This is a genomic window from Acidobacteriota bacterium (assembly GCA_039683095.1).
GTDB lineage: Bacteria > Acidobacteriota > Aminicenantia > Aminicenantales > Saccharicenantaceae > RBG-16-66-30.
The window spans coordinates 14333-39034 of sequence record JBDKSB010000010.1 but is presented as its reverse complement, the minus strand read 5'-3'; the positions used below and the strand labels follow the sequence as shown (position 1 = coordinate 39034).

The 24702-nt window shown below is 68.2% G+C and carries 24 protein-coding genes; 15 read left to right on the top strand and 9 right to left on the bottom strand.

The genetic code is table 11. The features are described from left to right. Nucleotides 1-66: 66 nt before the first annotated feature. The gene (locus ABFD52_06625; protein MEN6560429.1) at nucleotides 67-354 is read right to left on the bottom strand and encodes an HU family DNA-binding protein; all 288 of its coding nucleotides are present in this window, start codon (nucleotides 352-354) and stop codon (nucleotides 67-69) included. Between the two features lie 125 nt (nucleotides 355-479). Between ABFD52_06625 and ABFD52_06620 the strand changes: the two genes are divergently transcribed. The 9 genes from ABFD52_06620 to rnc all read left to right on the top strand — a co-directional run bounded on the left by ABFD52_06620 (nucleotide 480) and on the right by rnc (nucleotide 8278). Beyond that, a complete protein-coding gene (locus ABFD52_06620; protein ID MEN6560428.1) occupies nucleotides 480-1757 on the top strand; it encodes a nodulation protein NfeD in 1278 nt (425 codons plus the stop codon). Nucleotides 1758-1778: 21 nt separating this feature from the next. Continuing rightward, the gene (locus ABFD52_06615; GenBank protein MEN6560427.1) at nucleotides 1779-2546 is read left to right on the top strand and encodes a slipin family protein; all 768 of its coding nucleotides are present in this window, start codon (nucleotides 1779-1781) and stop codon (nucleotides 2544-2546) included. Next, the gene (locus ABFD52_06610) at nucleotides 2546-3181 is read left to right on the top strand and encodes an SPOR domain-containing protein (protein MEN6560426.1); all 636 of its coding nucleotides are present in this window, start codon (nucleotides 2546-2548) and stop codon (nucleotides 3179-3181) included. Before ABFD52_06615 ends, ABFD52_06610 begins: the two co-directional genes overlap by 1 nt. Before the next feature lie 31 nt (nucleotides 3182-3212). Further along, a protein-coding gene (gene prfB / locus ABFD52_06605) for a peptide chain release factor 2 (protein ID MEN6560425.1) occupies nucleotides 3213-4356 on the top strand; the annotation gives its coding sequence in 2 pieces (ribosomal slippage) (nucleotides 3213-3293 and nucleotides 3295-4356; 1143 coding nt in all). Continuing rightward, on the top strand, nucleotides 4353-4658 hold the full coding sequence (locus tag ABFD52_06600) for a DUF1844 domain-containing protein (GenBank protein ID MEN6560424.1): 306 nt from the start codon (nucleotides 4353-4355) through the stop codon (nucleotides 4656-4658). The genes prfB and ABFD52_06600 overlap by 4 nt, the downstream gene beginning before the upstream one ends. 2 nt (nucleotides 4659-4660) lie before the next feature. After that, on the top strand, nucleotides 4661-5584 hold the full coding sequence (gene ribF, locus ABFD52_06595; protein ID MEN6560423.1) for a riboflavin biosynthesis protein RibF: 924 nt from the start codon (nucleotides 4661-4663) through the stop codon (nucleotides 5582-5584). Between the two features lie 62 nt (nucleotides 5585-5646). Next, nucleotides 5647-6216 carry a bifunctional pyr operon transcriptional regulator/uracil phosphoribosyltransferase PyrR gene (gene pyrR, locus ABFD52_06590; protein MEN6560422.1) on the top strand — a complete coding sequence of 190 codons (570 nt, stop codon included), beginning with the start codon at nucleotides 5647-5649 and terminating at the stop codon, nucleotides 6214-6216. Then, a complete protein-coding gene (locus ABFD52_06585; protein ID MEN6560421.1) occupies nucleotides 6213-7514 on the top strand; it encodes a dihydroorotase in 1302 nt (433 codons plus the stop codon). The genes pyrR and ABFD52_06585 overlap by 4 nt, the downstream gene beginning before the upstream one ends. Further along, nucleotides 7511-8278 (top strand): ribonuclease III, encoded by a 768-nt coding sequence (gene rnc / locus ABFD52_06580; protein ID MEN6560420.1) that lies wholly within the window; start codon nucleotides 7511-7513, stop codon nucleotides 8276-8278. The genes ABFD52_06585 and rnc overlap by 4 nt, the downstream gene beginning before the upstream one ends. Before the next feature lie 27 nt (nucleotides 8279-8305). On the opposite strand, the gene ABFD52_06575 is transcribed toward rnc, so the two are convergent. Both ABFD52_06575 and ABFD52_06570 read right to left on the bottom strand, forming a co-directional pair. Continuing rightward, complete coding sequence (locus tag ABFD52_06575; GenBank protein MEN6560419.1) at nucleotides 8306-9337, bottom strand: AI-2E family transporter; 1032 nt, start codon at nucleotides 9335-9337, stop codon at nucleotides 8306-8308. Continuing rightward, nucleotides 9334-10290, bottom strand: coding sequence for a DUF6599 family protein (locus ABFD52_06570; GenBank protein MEN6560418.1), 957 nt, complete (start codon nucleotides 10288-10290; stop codon nucleotides 9334-9336). Before ABFD52_06570 ends, ABFD52_06575 begins: the two co-directional genes overlap by 4 nt. 110 nt (nucleotides 10291-10400) lie before the next feature. Here ABFD52_06570 and ABFD52_06565 point away from each other — a divergent pair, with 110 nt between their 5' ends. The 6 genes from ABFD52_06565 (at nucleotide 10401) to ABFD52_06540 (ending at nucleotide 17324) form a co-directional block, all read left to right on the top strand. Further along, nucleotides 10401-11300: a DUF362 domain-containing protein gene (locus ABFD52_06565; protein MEN6560417.1), complete on the top strand. Its 900-nt coding sequence runs from the start codon at nucleotides 10401-10403 to the stop codon at nucleotides 11298-11300. Continuing rightward, nucleotides 11297-12418 carry an AmmeMemoRadiSam system radical SAM enzyme gene (amrS, locus tag ABFD52_06560; protein ID MEN6560416.1) on the top strand — a complete coding sequence of 374 codons (1122 nt, stop codon included), beginning with the start codon at nucleotides 11297-11299 and terminating at the stop codon, nucleotides 12416-12418. Before ABFD52_06565 ends, amrS begins: the two co-directional genes overlap by 4 nt. Further along, nucleotides 12385-14556, top strand: a complete 2172-nt coding sequence (locus ABFD52_06555; protein ID MEN6560415.1) for a fused MFS/spermidine synthase — start codon at nucleotides 12385-12387, stop codon at nucleotides 14554-14556. The genes amrS and ABFD52_06555 overlap by 34 nt, the downstream gene beginning before the upstream one ends. Before the next feature lie 180 nt (nucleotides 14557-14736). Next, the gene (locus ABFD52_06550) at nucleotides 14737-15702 is read left to right on the top strand and encodes a TonB C-terminal domain-containing protein (protein ID MEN6560414.1); all 966 of its coding nucleotides are present in this window, start codon (nucleotides 14737-14739) and stop codon (nucleotides 15700-15702) included. Then, nucleotides 15695-16774, top strand: a complete 1080-nt coding sequence (locus ABFD52_06545) for a hypothetical protein (GenBank protein ID MEN6560413.1) — start codon at nucleotides 15695-15697, stop codon at nucleotides 16772-16774. Before ABFD52_06550 ends, ABFD52_06545 begins: the two co-directional genes overlap by 8 nt. Nucleotides 16775-16889: 115 nt before the next feature. Continuing rightward, nucleotides 16890-17324, top strand: coding sequence for a PilZ domain-containing protein (locus ABFD52_06540; protein MEN6560412.1), 435 nt, complete (start codon nucleotides 16890-16892; stop codon nucleotides 17322-17324). Nucleotides 17325-17333: 9 nt separating this feature from the next. Here ABFD52_06540 and glyS read toward each other — a convergent pair whose 3' ends face one another. Genes glyS through gcvT form a run of 6 tightly spaced genes read right to left on the bottom strand, consistent with a single transcriptional unit; the run spans nucleotide 17334 to nucleotide 24610 of the window. Next, the gene (gene glyS / locus ABFD52_06535) at nucleotides 17334-19427 is read right to left on the bottom strand and encodes a glycine--tRNA ligase subunit beta (protein MEN6560411.1); all 2094 of its coding nucleotides are present in this window, start codon (nucleotides 19425-19427) and stop codon (nucleotides 17334-17336) included. Then, the gene (locus ABFD52_06530) at nucleotides 19427-20275 is read right to left on the bottom strand and encodes a glycine--tRNA ligase subunit alpha (GenBank protein MEN6560410.1); all 849 of its coding nucleotides are present in this window, start codon (nucleotides 20273-20275) and stop codon (nucleotides 19427-19429) included. The genes glyS and ABFD52_06530 overlap by 1 nt, the downstream gene beginning before the upstream one ends. Beyond that, the gene (gcvPB, locus tag ABFD52_06525; GenBank protein ID MEN6560409.1) at nucleotides 20275-21732 is read right to left on the bottom strand and encodes an aminomethyl-transferring glycine dehydrogenase subunit GcvPB; all 1458 of its coding nucleotides are present in this window, start codon (nucleotides 21730-21732) and stop codon (nucleotides 20275-20277) included. Before gcvPB ends, ABFD52_06530 begins: the two co-directional genes overlap by 1 nt. Further along, nucleotides 21729-23075 (bottom strand): aminomethyl-transferring glycine dehydrogenase subunit GcvPA, encoded by a 1347-nt coding sequence (gcvPA, locus tag ABFD52_06520; protein MEN6560408.1) that lies wholly within the window; start codon nucleotides 23073-23075, stop codon nucleotides 21729-21731. Before gcvPA ends, gcvPB begins: the two co-directional genes overlap by 4 nt. A gap of 31 nt (nucleotides 23076-23106) precedes the next feature. Further along, nucleotides 23107-23493, bottom strand: a complete 387-nt coding sequence (gene gcvH / locus ABFD52_06515) for a glycine cleavage system protein GcvH (GenBank protein MEN6560407.1) — start codon at nucleotides 23491-23493, stop codon at nucleotides 23107-23109. 25 nt (nucleotides 23494-23518) lie between these two features. Beyond that, entirely contained in the window at nucleotides 23519-24610 is a 1092-nt protein-coding gene (gene gcvT, locus ABFD52_06510) for a glycine cleavage system aminomethyltransferase GcvT (GenBank protein ID MEN6560406.1), read from the bottom strand. Nucleotides 24611-24702 lie beyond the last annotated feature (92 nt).

Genomic DNA, 24702 nt, shown 5'->3' with positions numbered 1-24702 from the left:
GATCTTCGCAAAACTAGATCCCGGGAATGGTCGAAGGTGTTCTTACGGGGACCCGGCCGCTCCGGGTCAGGAGGTCTTCGTCTTGGAGAGGAGCGTCTTGAGCTCCTGGCCGGGACGGAACTTGATGCGCTGGCCCTTCTCGATGCGGATCTGCTTCTGGCGGCGGATGTCGCGGCCGAAGCCGGTCTTCTTGGCCACGACCTTGAAGCTGCCGAAGCCCCGGATCTCGACCTTTTCCTTGCCGGCGAGCGCGCTCTTCAGCGACTCCAGAACGGCCTCGACGATCGACAGGGATTTGGCCCTGTTGAATTCGGTCTTCTTCTCGATCGCCAGGGCGATATCGTTCTTGATCATCCGAATCACTCCTTCGTCAAACGCAACGTCTATATTTAATTAATTGATAATAAAAAGTCAAGCATAAACTCGCCAGGGCCCGGCAAGTTGACTTGACCGGCCCGTGTTCCTATAATTAGGATGCGTTGAGAGCCAAGATCCTCGTCCTCCTCCTGCTTCTCGGGCCGGCGTTCGCGTCGGCGGAGGTCATCAAGATCAAGGTCGACGCGCCCATCCACCCCGTCTCCTCCGAATACATCGTCCGGTCGCTCGACGCGGCCGACAAGGCCGGCGCCGACCTCCTCGTCCTGACCCTCGACACGCCCGGCGGCCTCGACACCTCGATGCGCGAGATCATCGAGCGGATCATCAACGCCAGGACGCCCGTCGTCGCCTTCGTCGGCCCCGGCGGCTCGCGGGCCGCGTCGGCCGGCTTCCTCATCGCCCTGGCCTGCGACGTCTTCGTCATGGCCCCGGGCACGAGCACGGGCTCGGCCCATCCCGTCGGCATCTCGCTGACCGGCCAGGCCATGGACAAGACGATGGAAGAGAAGGTCACCAACGACGCCGCGGCCTACGTCCGGTCGATCGCCGAGAAACGCGGCCGGAACGTCCGGATGGCCGAGGACGCCGTCCGCAAGAGCCTGTCCTATACCGAGAAGGAGGCCCTGACCGGCGGCCTGATCGATCTCGTCGCCGGCTCCGAGCAGGAGATACTGGCCAAGCTCGACGGCCGGACGATCAGGCGCTTCGACGGCTCGGCGGCGACGCTGTCCCTGGCGGGCAAGCCGGTCGTCGAGCGTCCCATGACCTTCCGGCAGAAGTTCCTGCTGACCATCGCCAACCCCAACCTCGCCTACGTACTGCTGATCATCGGGATGCTGGGCCTGTATTTCGAGTTCGCCCATCCCGGGGCGGTCCTGCCCGGCGTGCTGGGAGGCATATCTCTCCTCCTGGCCGTCTTCGCTTTCCAGATCCTGCCCATAAACTACGTCGGCCTGGGCCTCATCCTCCTGGCCGTTATCCTCTTCGTCCTGGAGATCAAGGTCCAGAGCTTCGGCATGCTGGCCGTCGGAGGGATCGTCGCCATGATCATCGGTTCGCTCATGCTGGTCAAGGCCCCCATCTCCGAGATGCGGCCCAGCCTGAACTTCGTCCTGCCGGTCGTGCTCGGCTTCGCCGTCATCGTCCTGTTCCTCGTGACTCTCGTCCTCAAAGCCCACGCCCGCAGGGCGACGACCGGCCGCGAAGGCATGATCGGCGAGACGGGCACGGCCCGGACCGATCTCTCCCCCGCCGGCCGGGTCTTCGTCCACGGCGAGCTCTGGCAGGCCGAGACCCGGGGCGAGCCGATCCGCGCCGGCGACAAGGTCAAGATCGTCGAGTTCCTCGACGGCCTGAAGATAAGGGTCGAAAAAATCTGATCGCCCGAACAGGAGGTCCCCATGATAACCTATCCGATCATCATCGCCGCTCTGGTCGTCCTCTACATCCTCAACTCGATCAAGATTTTGCGCGAATACGAGCGCGGCGTCATCTTCCGGCTCGGCCGGGTTCTGCCCCGCCCCAAGGGCCCGGGCATCATCCTCGTCTTTTCGCCGATCGACCGCATCGTCCGGATCAGCCTGCGGCTGATCACCATGGACATCCCGCCGCAGGACGTCATCACCAAGGACAACGTCACGGTCAAGGTCAACGCCGTCCTCTATTTCCGGGTCATCGAGCCGCTCAAGTGCGTGCTCGAGGTCCAGGACTATATCTACGCCACCTCGCAACTGGCCCAGACGACCCTGCGGAGCCTTCTCGGCCAGGTCCCCCTGGACGACCTTCTCTCGGAGCGGGACAAGCTGAACGCCCGCCTGCAGGAGATCATCGAACAGCATACCGACCCCTGGGGCATCAAGGTCCAGCTGGTCGAGATGAAGCAGGTCGACCTGCCGGAGAACATGGTCCGGGCCATCGCCCGGCAGGCCGAGGCCGAGCGCGAGCGCCGGGCCAAGGTCATCCACGCCGACGGCGAATTCCAGGCCGCCGAAAAGCTGACCCAGGCCGCCGACATCATCTCCCAGAACCCCCAGGCCCTCCAGCTTCGCTTCCTCAGCACACTGACCGAGATCGCCACGGAGAAGAACTCGACCATCGTCTTCCCCCTGCCCCTTGAGCTTTTGAAGGCCTTCACCTATGATAGGAGCCAGGAGAAAAAGACCAGCTGATGAAGAACAAAGACTTCCGGGAGATCCAGGTCTCGAGCAGCCTCCTCGTCGTCATCTTCCTGGGCGTCCTGGCCCTGGGGGTGCTCATTTTCCTGCTCGGCGTTTCGGTCGGCAAGAAGCAGGCCGTCGCCGCCCCGACCCAGATCGTCACCCAGCAGATCCCCGAGCCGATCAAGGAGCCTCCGGTCAAGCCGACCCCGTCCGAAACGGCCGCCGGGACGGCCGCTGAAAGCACGCCCGGGACCGCCGGCCCGGCCGCGGCGCCGAACCCGTCGGGCGCCGGAACGCTGCCTGCCGCGTCCGTCGCCGCCCCGCCCGCCGCGGCAGTCCCGGCGCCCAAACCGGCCCCCAGGGAAACCACCCCGGACGGGAAGCCGGCGGCCGAGACGAAGAAGGCGCTTTACTATGTCCAGGTCGCCGCCTACACCGACCGCTCCCAGGCCCAGACCGCGGCGGACAAATACAAGAAACAGGGATATACCGCGGTCGTGGCCAACCCCAGGCCCACGGACACCAAGACCTGGTACCGGATCTGGCTCGGCGGCTACGCCTCCCGGGACCGCGCCGTCGACCTCCTGGCCAAGCTGAACTCGGCGGCCCGGAAGAAGACGGATTTTCGCGTCGTCCACGATTGACCAGCCGGCCTTATTCCAAAGGAAGGACCCGATGACACCAGTCGACAGCAAAGCCCTCGATCTCAAGACCCGCCTCAACGGCCTCTTCGCGAAAGTCGAGGAGGTCCGAGGTTTTCTTTGACCTAGATCACAAGACCGCCGAGCTGGCATCGATCAATGACCGCCTGGCCTCCCCCGAGGTCTGGCAGGACCAGAAGACGTCCCAGTCCCTCCAGCAGAAGAAGAAGCTCCTCGAGAAGGACCTCCAGTTCTTCAAGCGCATCCTGACCCAGAAGGAGGATCTCGAGGTCCTGGCCGAGCTCGCGGCCGAGGGCGAGAGCGTCGACGCCGACGTCGAAACGGCAGTCGGCCGGCTCGAGGCCGACCTCCGGGAGGCCGAGCTCCGGGCCCTGTTCTACGAGGCCGACGACGCGCGCAACGCCATCCTGACCATCCATCCCGGCGCCGGGGGGACGGAATCCCAGGACTGGGCCCAGATGCTCATGCGCATGTATCTGCGCTACGGAGAGCGCCGGGGCTTCAAGACCGAGATCCTCGACAACCAACCCGGGGAAGAGGCCGGCCTCAAGAGCGCCACGATCAGCTTCGAGGGCGACTACGCCTTCGGCAATCTCAGCCAGGAGACCGGCGTCCACCGGCTGGTCCGCATCTCGCCGTTCGACGCCGCCAAGAGGCGTCACACCTCCTTCGCCGCCGTCTTCGTCTACCCCGAGGTCGACGAGGACATCCAGGTCGAGATCAATCCCGAGGACCTGCGCATCGACACCTACCGGTCCTCCGGGGCCGGCGGCCAGCACGTCAACCGGACGGACTCGGCCGTGCGCATCACCCACCTGCCGACCGGCATCGTCGTGGCCTGCCAGAACGAGCGTTCGCAGCACAAGAACAAGGCCATGGCCATGAAGGTCCTCAAGGCCCGCATCTACGATCTCGAGAAGAGCAAGCAGAACGAGAAGCTGGAGAAGCTCGAGGACGCCAAGTCGGACATCGCCTGGGGCAACCAGATCCGCTCCTACGTCCTCCACCCCTACCGCATGATCAAGGACCTGCGCACCCGCGTCGAGACCGGCGACACCGACCGGGTCCTCGACGGCGATCTCGACGAATTCATCAAGGCCGCCCTCGTCCTGCGCAAGAAGACGGCCGCGGCCGCCGGCCCAAGGAACGCGAAATGACCCCTGACGACAATAAACCCGGCGAAGCGGAAGGCCCGGACTTCCTGCCGCCCCTCGAATTCAGCTCCATCGTCATCCTCCTCTACTTCCCGGCCCTCGTCCAGCTCGGCCTCGTCGAGGAGCCCGGGACCGGCGAGCGCCGCGAGAGCCTGCCTCTGGCCAAGCGGAATATCGACCTCCTCGACCTGCTCCGGGACCGGACCAAGGGCAACCTCGGGGAAGAGGAACAGAAGTTCCTCGACGGCGTCCTCGACCAGCTCAAGCTGGCCTACCTGAAGAAAGCCGAGATGGTGAAGATGTAGGCATGGTCGTCTACCGCGGCCTCGACGATCCCCGTTTCCGTCCCCGCCCGGCCGCCGTGGCCGTGGGCAACTTCGACGGGCTCCACATCGGCCACCGCCGGATCCTGGACCGGCTCTGCCGGCTGGCCGCGCGGACAGGCCTGCGCTCCCTCGTCCTGACCTTCGAGCCCCATCCCGAACGGGTCCTGGGCCTGCGATCCGTGCGGATGATCGACACTCCGGCCCAGCGGCTGGACCGGCTCCGGGCCACCTGCGTCGACGCCGTGGTCGTCATCCCTTTCGACCGGGCCTTCGCCCGCCTCGACGGGCCGGCCTTCGTCGACGGCGTCCTGCGCCGGGACCTGGGCGCCCGCGAGGTCGTCGTCGGCCGGAGCTTCCGCTTCGGCCGGGAGCGCCGCGGCGACGTCACGGCGCTCCGGCTGCTCGGCCGGCCGGCCGGGCTCGGCGTCCATGTCGTGCCGCCGGTCGTCCGCGGCGGCCAGGCCGTCAGCTCGACCCGGGTGCGCCGCCTCCTCGGTCTCGGCCGGGTAGGCGAGGCGGCCAGGCTGCTCGGCCGTCCCTACGAGGTCGCCGGCCGGGTCGTCCGCGGCCGGCAGCGGGGCCGGCTGATCGGCTTCCCCACGGCCAACCTGGAGACCGCGAACGAGATCCTGCCGGAAGGGGTGTTCATCACCGAGACCCTTTGCCGCGGCCGGGCCTATCCCTCGGTCACCAGCATCGGCACGAACCCGACCTTCGGGTCCCACCCGCTGAGCGTCGAGACCCTGCTCCTGGAATTCAGCGGCCCGCTCTACGGGGCCGGGCTCACGGTCCGGTTCGAGCGCAAGATCCGCCCGACCCGGGCCTTCTCCGGGGTCGAGGCCCTGGCCGCGGCCATCGGGCGGGACGTCGGGACGGCCCGGGCCTGGTTTGCCCGCCGGGGTTGACATTTCCGCCGGGTTTAGGCATGTTCAGAGGACGGGACATCCCTCCACGCAGGAGCGATCGCATGGAAGAAAAGACCAAGGCCCGGATCATGGACGCCACCCGGATCCGGCGCGTCCTGGCCCGCGTGGCCACCGAGATCATCGAACGGAACCGGAACCTCAAGAGCCTGGTCATCGTCGCGGTCAAGCCCCGGGGCCTGGCCATCGGCCGGCGCCTGGCTCGCCAGATCAAGGAGCTCGAAGGCGTCGAGATCCCGGCCGGGCTTCTCGACTACAGCCACTTCCGGGACGACGTTCCGGTCAAACCGGCCAAGGATAGGCTCTATGCCGCCGGCCTGGGCTTCCCCGTCCTCAGGAAGAACGTCGTGATCGTCGACGACGTGCTGATGACCGGCCGGACCATCCGGGCGGCCATGGACGCCGTCATCGCCAGGGGCCGGCCCCAGTCGGTCCAGCTGGCCGTCCTCGTCGATCGGGGTCACCGGGAGCTGCCCATCTGCCCCGACTACATCGGCAAGATCCTGCCGACCTCCCGGCGCGAGCACGTCCGGGTCCGGCTGCGGGAGACGGACGGCAGCGAAGAGATCGTCATCACCGAGCCGGTCAAGATCGCCGGGGCGAGGAAGCGGTGATCCTCCTCCGAGGCGGCCGGATCGTCGATCCCGCGCGCGGGCTCGATACCTTGGCTGACATCCTGGTGGACGGCGGCCGGATCGCGGCCGTCGGTCCGGGGCTCCAGGCGCCGGCGGCCCGGGCGGTCGACCTGACCGGGCTCGTCGTCGTGCCGGGCCTCATCGACCTCCACGCCCATCTCCGGGAGCCGGGCGACGAGGCCAAGGAGACCATCCTGACCGGCTCGAGGGCGGCCGTCCGCGGCGGCTTCACGACCGTCTGCGCCATGCCCAACACCAGGCCGGTCAACGACCGGCGCGAAACCACGGAGCGCGTCCTGGCCGAGGCCCGCCGGGCCGGACTGGCCAACGTTCTCCCCATCGCCGCCGTGACGCGGGGCTCGGGCGGCACGGAGCTCGTCGACATGGCCGGCCTGGCCGCCGCCGGCGCCGTCGCCTTCTCGGACGACGGCCGGCCCGTCACGGACAGCCGGATCATGCGCCGGGCCCTCGAGGCTGCGGCCGCGGCCGGCCGGTTCATCGACGACCACGGCGAGGACCGATCCCTGGCCGAAGGCGGCGTCGTCAACGAAGGCCCCGCCTCGGCCCGGTTGGGCCTCGCCGGCATACCGGCGGCGGCCGAGGACGTCATGACCGCCCGCGACATCATCCTGGCCGAAGCCACCGGGACCAGGGTCCACATCGCCCACCTGTCGACGGCGGGCGGCGTCCGCCTGGTCGGCGAAGCCAAGGCCCGGGGCGTCCGGGTCTCGGCCGAAGCCACGCCCCATCACCTGCTGCTGACCGACGACGACATCCCGTCACCCGACACGAACTACAAGATGAACCCGCCCCTGCGCTCGGCCGCGGACAGGGCCGCCCTGGTCGAGGGGCTGAGGACCGGCGCCGTGGACGTTATCGCCACCGATCACGCCCCCCACACCGCGGCCGAGAAGGCCCGCGAGTTCGCGGACGCCCCGTTCGGCATCGTCGGGCTCGAGACCGCCGTCCCGCTCGTCCTCGACCGGCTGGTCCGGCCGGGCGCGATCACGCTGGCCCGCTTCGTCGAGCTCATGTCCGCCCGGCCGGCCCGCCTCCTGGGGCTCGCCGCCAAGGGCCGGATCGAGCCCGGGGCCGACGCCGACCTGACGGTCCTTGACCTCGACCGGCCGGTCACGATCGACAAGACCCGCTTCGAGTCCAAGGGCCGGAACACGCCCTTCGACGGCTGGAAGCTCATCGGCGCCCCGGTCCTGACCATGGTCGGCGGCCGGATCGCCTATCCCTTCGACGGCGCCGGCCCGGAGGGGCGGACTTGAGCAAGGACGCTAAGAGGCTCGAGCGCCTGGAGAACGCCGCGGGATACGTCTTCCGGGACCGGGCCCTCCTGGAGAAGGCCCTGACTCACAGCTCCCACGCCTTCGAGGCCAGGCCCGGCGCGCCCGAGGACAACGAGCAGCTCGAGTTCCTGGGAGATTCGGTCGTCGGCCTGGTCGCCGCGGAGTTCTTCCTCCGCGCCTTCCCGGAGCGGAACGAGGGCGAGCTGTCGAAGCTCAAGGCCTCGGCATCGAGCACCCTGGCCCTGGCCAACCTGGCCCGGGCCATCAAGCTCGACCGGGCCATCCTCCTCGGCCGGGGCGAGGAGAAGTGCGGCGGCAGGAAGAAAGTGTCCATCCTGGCCGGCGCGTTCGAGGCCCTGGCCGGCGCCATCTACCTCGACGGCGGGTTCGAGGCGGCCCGGACCTTCGTCTCCCGCTTCCTCGGCTCGTCCCTGAAGCCGATCAAGTCCGGCTCCCAAACCATCAACAACGCCAAGTCCGCGCTCCAGGAGATCTGCCAGAAGGCCGGGCTGGCCGCGCCGTCGTACCGCCTGGTTTCGGAGAAGGGCCCGGCGCACAAGCGCACCTTCGCCGTCGAGGTCTGCCTCGGGGACAAGGTCCTGGCCAAGGCCAAGGGGGCGTCCAAGAAGACCGCCGAGCAGTCGGCCGCCGAAAAGGCCCTCCGGTCGTTCTTCGGCCGCAAGATCCGGCGCATCTCGCCGGAGGCTTTCGTCATCGAGGCCGACGATCTCGTCCTGCCCTGAGCCGCGAGTTCCGCGCTCCCCTTCCCGTCACTGCCCCATCAGGACCGCGACCGGCCGGAGCGCCGGGATGTTCTGGCAGCCGATCTTGACGACCGCGGTCAGCGGGACGGACAGGATCATGCCCGGGATGCCCCACAGCCAGCCCCAGAAGATCAGCGAGAAGAAGACGAGCAGCGGGCTGAGGTCCAAGCCCTTGCCCAGGACCCGGGGTTCGACGATCGTGCCCAGGATCTCGTCGATGCCCACCGTGATGACCAGGACCAGGAACGGCGTCCAGAAGGTCCCGAACTGGAAAAAGGCGAACCCGACGCGGAGGATGGTGGCGACAGCCGAGCCGATGTTGGGAATGAAGTTCAGCAGGAACGCCAGCAGGCCGAACAGGGCGGCGAAATCGACCCCGAAGAGCGTCAGGACCAGCCAGACCTCCAACCCGTTGGCCAGGCTGATCAGGGTCTTGAGGACGATGTACTTCCGGATCTCGACGTTGATCCGGTCCATGACCACGCGCACGCGGCCGGCCTGGCCGTCCCCGATCGCCCGGCTGATCTTCTTCTCGGCCCGGCCCCGGCCGGCGACGATGGCGGCCAGGAAGATGAAAACAAGAAGGAGGTTGCCCAGGACGCTGAAGAACGGGCCGATGGCCTTGATGACGAAGCCTCCGATCTTGTCGACGTCCAGGCTGCCGAGGGCCGAGGGGACGTCGATCCTGAACCGCCCCATCCCCTTTTCCAGGAAACGGCCGATGTCCCCGAGGCGCTCCTGGTACTTCGGCAGATCGGCCACGAAGGCCTTGCCGCTCGAGTAGACGAGGACGCCGAGAAGATACAGGGCGACGAACATCATCCCCAGGACGATGATCACGGCCAGGGGCCGCGGGCAGCGGCAGCCGGTCAGGAACGTCAGCGCGGGATCGATGATGTAGGACAGGAAAACGGCCAGGATGAAGGGGATGAGGACGGGCCGGGCCGCTTTCAGGACGAGGCCGGCGACGGCGAGCAGGACGACGGCGAGGCCGAACCTGAGATAACGGCCGTCATCCGCGGCGGCCGGGTCCGTCACGCCGCCCCCTGATTCGAAGCCGCCCGGCCCGACATGGCACCAATCAGGGCCTCGGCCAGCGAGCGGCCGGCCGCCTCGAGCCCGTCCGGGACGCGCATGGCCCCGCAGAGAACGGCGCCGGCCCGGCCGATGTAGAGGTGCTGGCCGTAGCGGTTCCGGGCGTGGGCCAGGGGCCCCGCCGTTTCCACGGCCTGGCCGTCGGCCTTCAGGGCGTCAAGGAGCTTGTCCATCATGGCCGCGGCCTCTGGCTCTGAACCGGCGTCGATGAAGAAGCCCTCCAGCTCCTTGCCTCCCGACTTGTAGGCGGCGACGTAACCGTCGTGAAGGAAGTCGTACCCCATGAAGTTCTTTTTGATGTAGCGCTCGCTCCGGGCCGCGAGGTCCCGGCCCGGGAAGGCCCGGACCAGGGCCGGAAGCCCGCTCGCGCCGCCGGCGCCCTTGATGGCCGCGGCAATCCGGCCTCCCGCCTCGGCCAGGATCGATTCCGGGGCCGCGCCGAGGCCGAAGGCAAGCATCTTGACGTAGTAGCGGCCGGCCAGGAAGTTCAGGGCTTCGCCCTCGACATAGCCCAGGTCGCCCAGGCCGACCGGCTTGTTCTCGGGATAGCGCTCGGCGCCGAAGATGCCGAAGGCGTTGACCGGAAGGCCCATGTCATAGATCTCCACGGTCAGGGTCGCCGGCGTGCCCTTCTTCTCCAGATCGACGACCAGGAGCTCCCGGAAATCGTAGCTCAGGTAACTCTCGGCCGCCCCGTCGATGTACTCGAAGAGGTTGTCGGGAAAGTAGCTGCGCGGGGCTTCGGTGCGGGACCAGCCCGGGAGATCGGGCGCGAGGGCGGCCAGCGCCGGACTGGCCGGCCGCGTCTGGGCAGACGCGGCCCCGGCGAGAAGAAGGCCTATGACCGCCAGGCCGGCCGGAACCGCCGGCCCGACGTGAAACCGGGCGCTTTTCATGGTCAGCCTCCTCGCTCTCGGATCACGCTTACTATAACGGACGGGGGCGGAGTTATCAAGCCGGCCCCTTGGTTGACAGGCCCCGCCGATTGGCCCATCATGGAAAAGAAATGGCCAAGGCGCGCGTCGTCATCGTCAGGTCCGCCCGGGCCTGGACCGCAGCCGGGGATCCCGATCCGGCCGTCGTCGCCGCGATGTTCGATCGGGGCTTCGCCCGGCTCGGGAAAGGCGGGACGGGGACGGAGACAGCGGGCTTCCTCTTCCGGCCGGGCGATCGCGTCGGCATCAAGGTCAACACCATCGGCGGCCGGGCCATCAGCACCCGGCCCGAGGTCGCGCTCGGCCTGGCCCGGAGGCTGGCCGCGGCCGGACTGGCCGAGAAGGACCTGTTCATCTGGGACCGGACGACGCGCGAGCTGCGCGACGCCGGGTACGCTCCCAACGCCGGGCGCGGCGGCGTTCGCGTCTTCGGCACGGACACGGATGGCGTCGGCTACGGCCCGGACCTCGTCGACCACCTCGGCGTGGGCAGCCTGTTCTCGCGGATCCTGACCGAATTCGTCACGGCCTCGATCAGCCTGGCCATCCTCAAGGACCATGGAATGGCCGGCGTGACGGCCGGCATGAAGAACTATTTCGGGGCCATCCACAATCCCAACAAGTATCACGATCATCGCTGCGACCCGGCCGTGGCCGAGGTCTTCGACGCGCCGCCGGTCAAGTCGCGGCACCGCCTGACCATCATCGACGCCCTCCTGGTCCAATTCCACAAGGGGCCGTCGTACCACGCCCGCTGGGCGGCCAGGTACGCAGGCCTGGTCTTCAGCCTCGACCCCGTGGCCGCGGACCGGGCCGGCTGGACGATCATCGAGCGCCTCCGGGCCGGCGCCGGCCTGCCGACGCTCGAGGAAGAAGGGCGGGCGCCGGGCTACCTGCGGACGGCCGAGCGGATGGGCCTGGGGACGGCCGACCCGGCCGCGATAGAGACGGTCGAGGAGGAGGTCGCATGAACCGGCGAGGATTCCTCCGGGGCGCGGCGGGCGCCGGCCTGGCCCTGGGCGCGGGGCTGCCCGCGATCGGCCGCCGGCTGAGCGAGGCGGCGGCCGGGCCCAATCTCTCCAGGGTCGAGGCCCGCCACTACGTCAAGCTCCCCGACCGGGAGATCGAATGCCGGCTCTGCCCGCGGCTCTGCCGGCTCGGCGACAAGGAACGGGGCTACTGCGGCGTCCGGGAGAACATCGGCGGCGATTACTACACGCTGGTCTACGGCAAGGCCTGCAGCCTCAATATCGACCCCATCGAGAAGAAGCCTTTTTTCCATGTCCTGCCGGGCACCTCGGCCCTGTCGCTGGCGACCGCCGGCTGCAACGTCAACTGCAAGTTCTGCCAGAACTGGGAGATCTCCCAGGTCCGGCCCGAGCAGGTCGAGGCCTTCGACCTGCCGCCCGAGGCCGCCGCGGCCCGGGCCGCCGGCGCCGGCTGCCCGTCGATCGCCTATACCTATACCGAGCCGACCGTCTTCTTCGAATACATGTACGATACGTCCGTCCGGGCCCGGCGCCGCGGCGTCCGGAACGTCGTCGTGACCGCCGGTCACATCAACCCGGAGCCCCTGGCCGAGCTCCTGCAGGTCGTCGACGCCGTCAAGGTCGACCTCAAGGGCTTCACCGAAGCGTTCTACGACGAGTATGTCCGCGGCTCACTCAAGACCGTCCTGGAAACCATACGCATCGTGGCCAAGTCCAAGGTCTGGCTCGAGATCGTCGTCCTGGTCATCCCGACGCTCAACGACAACCTGGCGACCATCCGGGACATGTGCCGGTGGATCAGGGCCGAGGCCGGCGATCGCGTTCCCGTCCATTTCTCGCGGTTCCAGCCGATGTACCTGGTCAAGAACCTGCCCCCGACCCCCGTCTCGACGCTCGAGGCCGCCAGGCGCGCGGCCCTCGAAGAGGGACTGCGCTTCGTCTACATCGGCAACGTCCCCGGCCACGAGGCCGAGAGCACGTATTGTCCCGGCTGCGGGCGGAAGGTCATTTCCAGGTTCGGGTTCAAGATCGAGGCGCTCCGGTTGAAGAAGGGCAAGTGCGAGTCATGCGGCACGCCGATCCCGGGGATCTGGGCCTGAAGCCCTGGCTGCCGCCCTTCCTCCTGGGCTTCCTGGCCACGGCCTTCCAGGCCTATCTCCTGAGGGAGTTCAGCGCCGAGTTCTACGGCAACGAGCTCACCTTCGGCCTCTTCCTCGGCTGCTGGCTCTTCTGGGGCGGGATCGGGAGCCTCATCCGGCCGCGCCGCGAACGGGCCGCGACGGGGCCGGGCCTGGCCGGCTTCTACGGCCTGGCCATCGTCCTCTTCGCTACCGGCCTGGCCGCCCTGAGGTTCTCCCACAGGCTCATGGGCATCCTGCCGGCCGAGCTGACGGGCCTGCTCCCCGCGCTCGGGTTCGCCTTCCTGCTGGGACTGCTCCTGAACTTCCCGCTGGGGCGCGGCTTCACGCTCAACGCCCGCCTCCTCGGCGGGGATGTCCCGACGGTCTACATCCTCGAATCGGCCGGCGCCGCGACGGCCGGGCTCGTCGTCAGTTTCGCCCTCATACCGCGCTTTTCCAACTGGCAGGGGGCCGCCATAGTCTCGGCGGCCGCGGCCGTCGCCGCCCTCTCCGGGATGAAGCCGGGACGGCGGCGGGCCCTCCTCGCCCTGGCGCTCGTCCTGGCCGCCGGCCTGGCCGCGTTCGATCTCCGGGCCCAGAAAGCGGCCTGGGCCCCTCTCCGGCTGGCCGCTTCCGGGGACACGCCCTACGGCAAGCTGCAGGTCATCCGCACCGGGGAGCAGGTCACTTTCTTCGACAACGGGCTGGCCGTTTTCTCCCATCCCGACGTGGGCGCGGCCGAGGAGGCGGTCCACTTCGCCCTGCTGCAGCGCGACGGGCCCCGCGCGGTCCTGCTCGTCGGCGGCGGGGCCAGCGGAGGGGCGGCCGAGGCCCTGAAGCACCCCGGCGTCCGCGTCGATTGCGTCGAGCTCGACCCGGCGGTCATCAGGCTGGCCAGAACGTACCTGACCGGGCCGGACCGGGCCGCGCTCGACGACCCCCGCGTGCGCATCTTCTATCGGGACGGCCGGGCCTTCATCGCCGGGTCCCGCGACCGCTACGATGCCATCCTCCTCGACCTGCCCGAGCCGGCCACGGCCCAGATCAACCGGTATTACACCCGGGAGTTCTTCGCCCAGGTCCGGGTCAGGCTTTCGCCGGCCGGGATCTTCAGCTTCGTCGTCCCCTCGGCCGAGAACTATATCAGCGGGTCACTCGCCGAATTCCTGAGCTCGATCGCGGCGACCCTCCAGGTCGTGTTCCCCAATGTCCGGGCCGTCCCCGGCGAGAATTGCGTCTTCCTGGCTTCCGACGGGCCGCTGTCGCTCGACCCCGCCGGGCTCTCGGCGTCCATCGAACGGCTGGGTCTTGCCCTCCGTTACCTGAGCCCGGGCATGCTTCCGGCCCGCCTCGACCCGGCCCGCGTGGAATACCTGGCCGCCAAGATCTCCGGTCCCGGCGCCAGGATCAACCGCGACCTGGTCCCGGTGAGCTATTACTTCCATTCTATCCTGTGGGCCGGCCAGTTCGGCGGCGCCGAGGCCCGGGTCCTGCGGGCCGCGGCCAGGATCTCCCCGGGCTGGATCCTGGACGCACCCCTGGCCCTCTTCGGGCTCGGACTGGCGATCATGGCCCTCTTCCGGAGGCGCTCGCCGGCGCGCTTCTTGGTGCCCGTCGGGGTCATGGGTTTCACGACGATGGCCGTGGAGCTGGGCGTGTTCATCGCTTTCCAGGCCCGCTTCGGCTGCGTCTACGGCAAGGTCCCCCTGCTCCTGGCCCTGTTCATGGCCGGGCTCGTCCTCGGGGCGGTCGCGGCCCGGGCCCGCAAGCGGCCGGGGGGCTTCGAGCTGGCCGCGGTCCAGGGCGCGTTCGCGATCCTCCTGCTCCTCACGCTCCGGATCATCGCCGGGACCGGGGGGGAAGCCGTGCCGTTCGCCGTCCTCTTCGGCTTCGGCGTCCTGGGCGGGTACCTCTTTGTCGCCGCCAACCGAAGGCTCCTTCGGCAAACGGCCCATCCCGGGCAGGCTTACGCCATCGACCTGCTGGCCTCGTTCGCGGGCGTCGTCCTGGCCTCGGCCCTGATCATCCCTCTCTACGGCATCCCCGCCCTCATCCTTCGCCTGGCCATCCTCAACGCACTCAGCTTCCTTTTCCTTGTTCTTTCGCCCCGTCATTGATCTCCACCTTTTCCTGGCCCGCCGTTCGACGGAGGCGCACGGCCGGTTTTCCCCCGTTCGAAGAAGGCGCGATGGGCGTCCCGGGCTCGTCTCCTCCCGCCGGCGGCGAAAATGGCCGCGCGCTTGCTGTAACGCTTCGGGGCCGGACGGGATTGTAATATAATGGTCCGGCCCATAAATATGTTCGAAGACTCCTTCTCCACGCCCAGGCCGGGAAAGCCGCCGCGCCGCGACCGGATCGCCGGCATCCTGGTCACGGTGCTCTTCCACGCCATTCTGGGCCTGGTCGTTTACTATGGAAAGGTCACCGTCAAGATCTTTCCCGGTCCACAGGAAGAGGTCCGCAGCGTCGTCCTCGTCCCGCCGCTCAAGGTTTCCATCCCCAAAGTCGTGGGGGGCAGGGGCCTGGCCGATCTTCCGGGCGGGGCGCCGGCCGGAGCCCCGGGCCAGCGCCGGCCGGCCGCCGCGGCCTACGAAGAGACCGCCGCCGCCGGCGGTGAAGCCGGGCCCGCCGGACCGGCCGGGGGCGGAGAACCATCCCTTCCCGGCGCGCCGGGGCCCGGATGGCTCGCCCCGCCGCCCGGCGCGGGTTCGGCCATTCCCTCCCTGTCCTCTAAATTCCGCGAGTCCCTGGCGGTCCACGGCAAGTCGTCCCTGACCGTTCCGCTGGCCCCTCCGGGGACCCCGCCGGGTCCGCCCGGCGTCGCGGGCGGCGCCCCCCTTCCGGATTTCTCCAGGTTCGACCGCAGCGCCTACGGCGGGGCGAGCGGCTACGGCCGCGGCCGCGGCGGCCGTGGAGGCGGCGGGGTCGGCGCAGGAGGAGGGGGCCAGCGCGTCGGGATCTCCATCCCGCTCAAGGGCTACGATCTGCTGCCCTGGGCGACCAAGGTCATCGACCGGCTTCAGATCAACTGGATGCTGCCGGCCGTGCCCGAGGTGCCCGTCGGCGCCAAGATCGGCATGATCGTGGTCATCAAGAAAACGGGCGCGCTCGATTCGATCGAGATCGTCGAAGGCACCAGCATCGAGGCCCTCGACCGGGCCGCCCTGGACGCTCTCCGCGCCTCGCTGCCCTTCCCGGCCCTGCCCGCCGATTTCCCCGGCGACCTCCTCGAGATCACCTTCGAGTTCGTCTACAATGACTAAGCGCATCGCGACGGCCCTGGTCCTCGTCCTGGCGGCGGCGGCCGTTCTGCGGGCCGATTGGAAGTCGGAGCTGAACGCCCGTCTCAGCCCGGACCGGGACTATCGGGGAGCCTGGCTCTTCCTGGCCGCTGAAGCCAAGAAGCTCGAAGCCGAGGACAGGCGGACGGCCGCGTTCATCCTGCCCTATCTCGCCGCCAGGTGCGGCGACAAGCAGGCCGAGCGGGACCTCGCGGCGGATTACTTCGAGACCTATCAGGACAACGACCCCGACTACGCTTTCCTCGACGTCGGCCCGCTGCGGGAGCTCCTCGGCTTCTGGGCCTCCTGGAAACGGACCTATCCCCTCGTCCACGACATCAACCTCCTGTCCTATTCGAGGACGCCGGCGACGGGCATCCCCGCCTCGGTCGACATCGGCCTCGAGCTGCTGAACCAGGCCCTCTACCGGATCTCGCTCGGGCCCTATGTCCTCGAAGGGGGATCGTGGCCGAAAGGCTTCCACATCCTGACCATCCCTCTCCGGGGCCTGTTCGACCGTTCGGACACCTACGAGTTCATCCTGGATCTCAAGGCCGGGGACATCATCTGCCGGCGGCCGATCCGGGTGCGCGTCGAGATCGCCGACGTGGGTCCGGCCCCGGCGCCCATCCGCCGGGACGACTTCCTGGCCGCCCCGAGCAGCGTCCCGCTCAGGCCCATCCGGGAAGGCGAGATCTCGCTCTACGTCGACGGCAAGCTCGTCCTGAAGAGCCGGAAGATAGCCGCCCGGGCGACGCCGTTCACCTTCCCTCTCGGCGGCCCGCTGCTGCCGGGCCAGAAGCCCTACATGCCGCCCGCCAAGAACGACCCGATGATGAGCGGCGTCAACATCCTCGATGCCCTGGCCCTGGCCTACAAATCCATCAAGGACCTGGTGGCCAAGAAGCCGCCCAAACCAGTTCCGCCTTCTTATCAGAAGGTCAGCAGCCTGTCCTTCGCCTATTCCCGGACGACGTCCGCCGACCAATCGGTCTCGGCCCGGGCCTCTATCACCCTGCCCCCGTCCCGGGCCGTCATCCTCAAGGAAGAATGATCCGGATTTGACTTCGGCCCGCGGCCTTTGGTATATCTCTGCGTGAGGCGGGGCTTCCCGGAGGAGCTTCGCGAGCCAGGCCCGCGACCTCGGCCTGAGAGAACGGAGGACCTCCATGGGCAACAAGGAAGTGGAAAAGCGGCTCTGCCAGAGGTTCAGGATCAACGGCGCGACCGTCTCCTACCGGGTCGTGCGCCTGTTCTCCTCCAAGGCCGGGACCGACGAGGAGTTCTGCCCGGTCCTGGACATCAGCCGCGGCGGCGTCCGTTTCCTGACCCAGAAACCCCTGAAGTTCAAGTCGCGCATCCGGCTCCAGCTGACGGTGCCCGGCGAGCGGGCGCCCCTCGATCTCAACGGGCGGGTGCGCTGGTCGACCTTCAACACGGGCAAGAGCTACAAGTATCAGGTCGGCGTCCAGTTCGAGCCCTACGGGCTCGAGAAGCGCCAGAACGCGCCCCAGATCCTGACCAGGATCGTGGCGCTGGAAACGAAGTTCGTGGAGCCCGAGAACCCGGTCGGCCCGTCCGAGGGCGGCGGCCCCGCCGCCTGAACCAAGCCCCTACCGCGAGCCCTTCGGCCTGGCCGCCTTCTCCCCTTCGACGACGACCTGCGAATAGTCCGCGATCCCCAGCAGCATCTTCGAGATCGACTGGAGCAGCCCCAGCCGGTTCTGCCGGGTCTTCTTGTCCTCGGCCATCACCAGGACCTTGTCGAAAAAGGTGTTGAGCACGGGCTGGAGCCTGAAGATGATGCCCTGGGCCCGGGCGAAGTCCCCCCGGGCGATCATGGGCAGGGCGTTGCTGCCGACGATCGACAGCGTCGAGGCCAGCTCGCGCTCCTCCTTCTCGACGAAAAGGTCGGGATTGACCTTGGCCGCCGGCAGGCCCTTGATGATGTTGTTGATGCGCTTGACCATCAGGATGAAGGGCTCGAACTGGGGGCTTGATTTCAAGGCATCCAGGGCCTCGACCCGGGCCTGAACGTCGAGGATCTGGTCGACGCCGGGGCCAAGGGCGGCATTGACGAGGTCGTAGCGGCAGCCTTTCTTCTCCAGGATGAAGCGCAGGCGCCCGGCGAAGAAGTCCAGGGTGGCCGCCTTGATCTCAGCCCGGGCCAGGGTCAGGCGGTCCCCGTAGACGGCCAGGACGCGGTCGACGAGGAGCGGGAACGAGAAGCGGAGCTTGCGGTCGAGGACGACCTTGCAGACGCCCTGGGCGTTGCGGCGCAGGCCGAACGGATCGCTCGAGCCGCTGACCTGGAGGCCGACGCCGATGCTCCCGACGATCGAGTCCATCTTGTCGGCTATCGAAAGCAGGGCTCCGGCCGTCGTGGCCGGCGAGGCGTCCTCCAGGCTGACAGGCTGGTAATGCTCGTAGATGGCCTGGCCGACCTCGGCCGGCAGGCCCTCGGCCTTGGCGTAAAGCCCGCCCATGCGGCCCTGAAGCCCGGAGAACTCCTTGACCATCTCGGTCAGCAAGTCGGCCTTGCAGAGCGAGGCGGCCTCGACGGCGGCCTCGCGCTCGTCGGCGGCGCCGAGCCGGTCGCAGAGGTAGCCGGCGATCTTCTTCAGGCGCTGGGTCTTGTCCTCGTAGGTGCCGAGCTTCTCCTGGAAGAGGACGTTCTTGAGCCCTTCGGCCCGGTCGGCCAACGGGACCTTGCGGTCCTGGTCCCAGAAGAAGCGGGCGTCCTCCAGGCGGGCCCGCAGGACCCGCTCGTTGCCCCGGCGGATGAGCCCCTTGGCGTCGGCCGGGGCGTCGGCCAGGCCCAGGAAGTTCGGGAGCTGCTTCTTGTCGCGGACGACCGAGAACAGCTTCTGGCCCTCGCGCATGGCCGTGGACAGGACCTCGAGGGGCAGGCTGAGAAAGCTCTCCGGGAAAGACCCGAAGATGACCAGGGGGCACTCGACGTTGAGGGTCAGGTCGTCGAGGAGCCCGGGGTCCGGGTAAACCTTGGCCTTGATCGGGGCCAGGGCGGCCTCCATCTGGTCGATGATCATCTTGCGCCGCTCGTCCGGGTCGACGATGACGAAGCTCCGGGCCAGCGCCTCGCGGTAGGACGCGAAGTCAGCGGCCTTGATCCGGCCGGGCGCGGCTATGCGGTGGCCGACGGTCTCGTCCGTGGCCGGGAAGCCGTCGAACGACGTGGCCAGCGGCGCGCCGCCGAAGACGCAGAGCAGGCCGTGGATCGGCCGGGAGAAGCGGAACGGGCTCTCGGCCCAGCGCATCATCTTCGGGAAGGTCAGCGACCCGAGCACCCGGGGCACGGCCGCGGCCAGGATCTCGGCCGTGGGCGTGCCCTTGGCCCGGCGCTTGAAGCCGAGGTATTCGCCCTTGGGCGTCCGGACGGCCTCGAGCAGGCTCTCGTCGACGCCCTGGGAACGGGCGAAGCCCTTGCCGGCGGGCGTCAGGGCCCCGTCCGGCCCCTTGGCGATGGCCAGGGGCGGCCCGGTGACGAGCTCTTCGCGGTCCTCCTGGCCTTCCGCCAGGTCGGCGGCGACGATCAGGCGGCGCGGCGTGGCCAGCGTCCGGAGCGAATGGACGTCGATGCGGGCGTCCGCGAGCTCTTTGCGGAACCCGGCTTCGACCTGTTCGAGGGCCGCGCGGATGTGGGAGGCCGGCAGCTCCTCGGTCAGCAGCTCGAGAAGGAATTCCATCAGGCGCCCTCCTTCCCGCCGGTGTAGCGGCGGGCGATGTCATTGACCAGGGCGCGGATCTGGGAGATCAGCTTGACCCGCTCGGTGACGCTGATGGCCCCGCGCGAGTCGAGCAGGTTGAAGTTGTGCGAGCACTTGAGGCACATGTCGTAGGCCGGGAGCAGCAGGTTCCTGGCGATGAGCCGCCCGGCCTCTTTCTGGCAGGCGTTGAAGGCCTGCTTGAGCATGGTCACCGAGGCGGCCTGGAAATTGTACTCCGAGAATTCCTTCTCCTCGCGCAGCCGGAGGTCCCGGTAGGAGACGTCGGCCGACCAGTCGAGGTTGTAGATGTCGTCCTTCTGCTCGAGGAACATCTCCAGCCGCTCCAGGCCGTAGGTGATCTCGACCGGGACGGGCGAGAGCTCGATGCCGCCGCATTGCTGGAAGTAGGTGAACTGGGTGATCTCCAGGCCGTCCAGCATGACCTGCCAGCCGACCCCCCAGGCGCCGATGGTCGGCGATTCCCAGTTGTCCTCGTCGAAGCGGAGGTCGTGGTCCTCGAGGGCGACGCCGAGCGAACGCAGGCTCTGGACGTAGATGTCCTGGATCGCGTCCGGCGACGGCTTCATGATGACCTGGTACTGGAAGTGCTTCTGGACCCGGTTGGGGTTCTCGCCGTAGCGGCCGTCATCGGGCCGCCGCGAGGGCTGGACGTAGCCGACCCGCCAGGGCCGCTTGTCCAGGACGCGGAAGAAGGTGTCCGGGGTCATGGTCCCGGCGCCGACCTCGACGTCGTAGGTCTGGGCCAGGTAGCAGCCCTGCCCGGCCCAGAAGCGGTGCAGCCCGAGAATGAGATCCTGGACGGACATTAAGCCTTCTTCTCCCAGCGCAGGACCGGGAACTTGGCCGCCGCCACCTCGTCCAGCCGGCGGACGTAGGTGACGTGGGGCGCGTCGTGGAGGGCCTGCGGATCGTCCTTGGCCTCTCTGGCGATGGCCTGCATCGCCTCGATGAAGATGTCGAGGTCGCGCCGGCTCTCGGTCTCGGTCGGCTCGATCATCAGGGCGCCGTGAACGATTAGCGGAAAGGACATCGTCGGCGGGTGCAGCCCGTAGTCGATGAGCCGCTTGGCGATGTCCAGGTTGGTGACGCCGTATTCCTTCTGGAGCTTGTCGGAGAAGACGCACTCGTGCATGGACGCGGTCTTATACTTGAGGTCGTACTCCCCTTCCAGGCTGCTGCGGATGTAGTTGGCGTTGAGCACGGCGAACTCGGCGATCTCCCGGACGCCTTTGGGCCCGAGCGACAGGATATAGCAGAGGGCCCGGACGAGGACGGCGAAATTGCCGAAATAGGCCCGGATGCGGCCGATCGAGAGGGGCCGGTCGCAGTCGAGGGCGTAGCGCCCGTCCTTCTCCGTGACGATCGGCAGGGGCAGGAACGGCACGAGCTCCTTCTTGACCCCGACCGGCCCGGCGCCCGGCCCGCCGCCGCCGTGCGGCGTCGAGAACGTCTTGTGGAGGTTGATGTGCATGACGTCGACGCCCATGTCCCCGGGGCGGACGATCCCGGTCAGGGCGTTCATGTTGGCCCCATCCATGTAGAGGAGGCCGCCCTTGGCATGGACGATCTCGGCGATCTTGCAGATGTCGGATTCGAAAACGCCCAGGGTGTTGGGATTGGTCACCATCAGGGCGGCCACTTCGCCGGTCATCTCCTGGGCCAGCGAGGCCAGGTCGATCGTGCCGCGCTCGTTGGACTTGATCTCCTTGACCATGTAACCGCAGATGTGGGCCGACGACGGGTTGGTGCCGTGGGCCGAGTCCGGGATGAGGACGTACTTGCGGGCATCGCCGCGGGCCGTGAGGGCGGCCCGGACAAGCATCATGCCCGTCAGCTCGCCGTGGGCCCCGGCCGCCGGGAAGAGGGTGAAGGCGTCCATGCCGGCGATCTCGCAGAGGCAGGCCTCGAGCTTCTTGATGAGCTCGAGGTTCCCCTGGACGAGGTCGGCGGGCGCCAGCGGGTGCGAGCCGGCAAAGGCCGGAAGGGCGCAGAGCCGCTCGTTGACCTTGGGATTGTACTTCATCGTGCACGAGCCGAGCGGATAGATGCCCATGTCGACACAGTAGTTCTTCTGGGACAGGCGGGTGAAGTGGCGGGTGATCTCGGTCTCGGAGACCTCGGGGAAGCCTTCGATCTCCTGCCGCACCGGCACCCCGGCGAGAAGGTCCTTCTTCTCCGGGACGTCCAGGGCGGGCAGCTCGGCGGCCCGCTTGCCGGCCGCGCTGATCTCGAACACGAGCGGTTCGCGGATCTCCTTGATCATGACAGGACCTCCTGGATCGTCCGGGCCAGCCGGTCGATCTCGTCCTTTGTCCTGAGCTCGGTGACGCAGACGAGGGCCGCGCTCCCGAGGCCGGGATAGGCGGCCTCGAGGCCGAAGCCGCCGACGATCCCCTTCTCCCGGAGACCGGCGTCGACCGCGGCCCAGGGCTTGGCCAGCTCGATGACGAACTCGTTGAAAACGGGCCCGGTGAACCTCCTCTTCACGCCCTTGACGGCGGTCAGCCGGTCGGCCGCGTAGGCCGCCTTCTGGGCGTTCTGCCAGGCCATCTCCCGGAGGCCCTGCTTGCCCAGGGTCTCGAGGAAGATGGTCGCCCGGAGGGCGCAGAGGGCCTCGTTGCTGCAGATGTTCGAGGTGGCCCGCTCGCGGCGGATGTGCTGCTCGCGGGTCGAGAGGGTCAGGACGAAGCCGCGCCGGCCCTCCTTGTCGACCGTCTGGCCGGTGATCCGGCCGGGCATCTGGCGGAGGAAGTCCTTGCGGCAGGCCATGAAGCCGAGGTAGGGACCGCCGAAGCTCACGGGCAGGCCGAACGACTGGGCCTCGCCGGTGACGATATCTGCCCCCAGCTTCCCCGGGGCCTCGAGCAGGCCCAGCGACAGGGCCTCGGCGACGACGGCCACGGACAGCGCCTTAACGGCGTGGGCGGCCTCGGACAAGGCCTTGAGGTCCTCGATGACGCCGAAGAAATTGGGCGACTGGCAGACGACCGCGGCCGTCCTGTCGTCGAGGAGCCCGGCCAGGGCCTGCCTGTCGACGCGCCCGTCGGGCCCGGGACCGACTTCCACCGCCTCGATGCCGAGGTTCCTGATATAGGTCCGGATGACGTCGCGGTACTGCGGGTGGACCGAGCCGGCCACGACGACCTTGTTCCGTCCCGTGACCCGCTGGGCCATCAGGACGGCCTCGGCCGCGCCGGTGGAGCCGTCATAGAGCGAGTCGTTGGCGATGTCCAGGCCGGTGAGCTGGCAGACGAGGGTCTGGAACTCGAAAATGGCCTGGAGCGTGCCCTGGCTGACCTCGGGCTGGTAGGGCGTGTAGGGGCTGATGAATTCGCCCCGGGAGCTGAGGTAATCGACGACCGTCGGGATGAAGTGGTCGTAGGCCCCGCCGCCGAGGAACGAGAGGCGCCCGGCGCCGGCGTTCTTCCGGCCCAGGGCCTCGATCGTCCGGACCAGCTCGAGCTCGGATTCCCCCGGGGGCAGGTCGAGCGGCCGCTTGAGGCGGACGGCTTCGGGGATGCAGCCGAACAGGTCGTCGATCGAACCGGCGCCCGTCCGGGCCAGCATCTCCGCCTTGTCCTTGTCGCTGAGAGAGAGATAGCTCATGGGAAAAACCCCTTTGTCAGGCCGGGCGGCCTCAGTGCTCGAGACCCTCCAGGAACTTCTCGTAGTCGCCGGCCGTCATCAGGCCCTCGAGGTCCTTCTTGTCCTTGATCCTGATGCGGACGATCCAGCCCTGGCCGTGGGGGTCCTTGTTGAGAAGGTCGGCCGCCTGGCCGAGGGCCTCGTTGACGGCCGTGACCACGCCGGGGACGGGCGCGTAGACGTCCGAGACCGACTTGACGGACTCGACGACGCCGATGGACTGCCGGGGGGCCAGCTCCTTGCCGACGGCCGGCAGCTCGACATAGATGATGTCGCCGAGCTGGTGCTGGGCGAAGTCGGTGATGCCGACCAGGGCCTCGTCGCCCTCGACCTTGATCCATTCGTGCTCTTTGGTGTAGCGAAAATCGTTCGGGTACATGGATGCCTCCTTGGTGACCGGATCGTTATTTCTTGGCCCTCTTGTAGAAGGGCGTGGTGATGACGCGGGCCTTGGTCCGCTTGCCGCGGATCTCGACCTCGAACTCGGCGCCGGCGGCCGTGCCGTCGATGGGCAGGTAGACCAGGCCGATGGCCTTCTTCAGGAGCGGCGAGAACGTGCCCGAGGCGACGTCGCCGACCCGCTGGCCCTTGTAGTACACCGGGTAGTGGGGCCGGGCGATGCCCGGCTCGGCCATCTCGAAGCCGACGAGCTTGCGCTTCAGGCCCTCGGCCAGCTGCTTCTCGATGACGGGCTTGCCCAGGAAGTCGCCCTTCTGCAGCTTGACGATCCACTTGAGGTCGGCCTCGAGCACGGTCGTCTTGTCCGAGATGTCGTTGCCGTAGAGCATGAGCTTGGCCTCGAGCCGGAGCGTGTCCCGGGCGCCCAGGCCGATGGGCAGCAGGCCGCGGGGCGTGCCGGTTTCGACGAGCCTGGTCCAGATGACCTGCGGCTCGGGGTCGGTCGTGTAGATCTCGAATCCGTCCTCCCCCGTGTAGCCCGTCCGGGAGACGAGGCAGGCCTTGCCGGCGACCCGGCCCTTGGCCCAATGGAAGGATTTCATCGAGGCCAGGTCGATGTCCGTCAGCGGCTGCAGGATGGCCTCGGCCAGCGGGCCCTGAAGGGCCAGCTGGGAATAAGCGTCGCTCTGGTGCTCGACCTTGACGTCGAAGCCCTTGGTGTGCCCGGCGATCCAGGCGAAGTCCTTGTCGTCGTTGGCCGCGTTGACGACCAGGAAGTATTCCTCGGGCCCCATAGCGTAGACGAGCATGTCGTCGACGAAGGTCGACTCGGGCGTCATCAGGGCCGTGTACTGGACCTGGCCCGGGACGAGCTTGGACACGTCGTTCGGGGTCAGCCACTGGACGTAGGCCAGGGCGTCCTTGCCCGTGACCAGGACCTCCCCCATGTGGCTGACGTCGAACAGCCCGGCCTTGGTCCGCACGGCCATGTGCTCGGGGATGATGCCCGAGTATTCGACCGGCATCTCCCAGCCGCAGAACTCGATCATCTTGCCGCCGAGCTTGTGGTGGAGCTCGTTGAAGCGCGTCTTCTTCATGGTCCTTCCTTTCATGCGGGAAACGAATGCCAAAATTATCACAACTCGCGGACGCGTTCAAGCGGACCGGGCGGGCCGCGGAACCCGTCCGA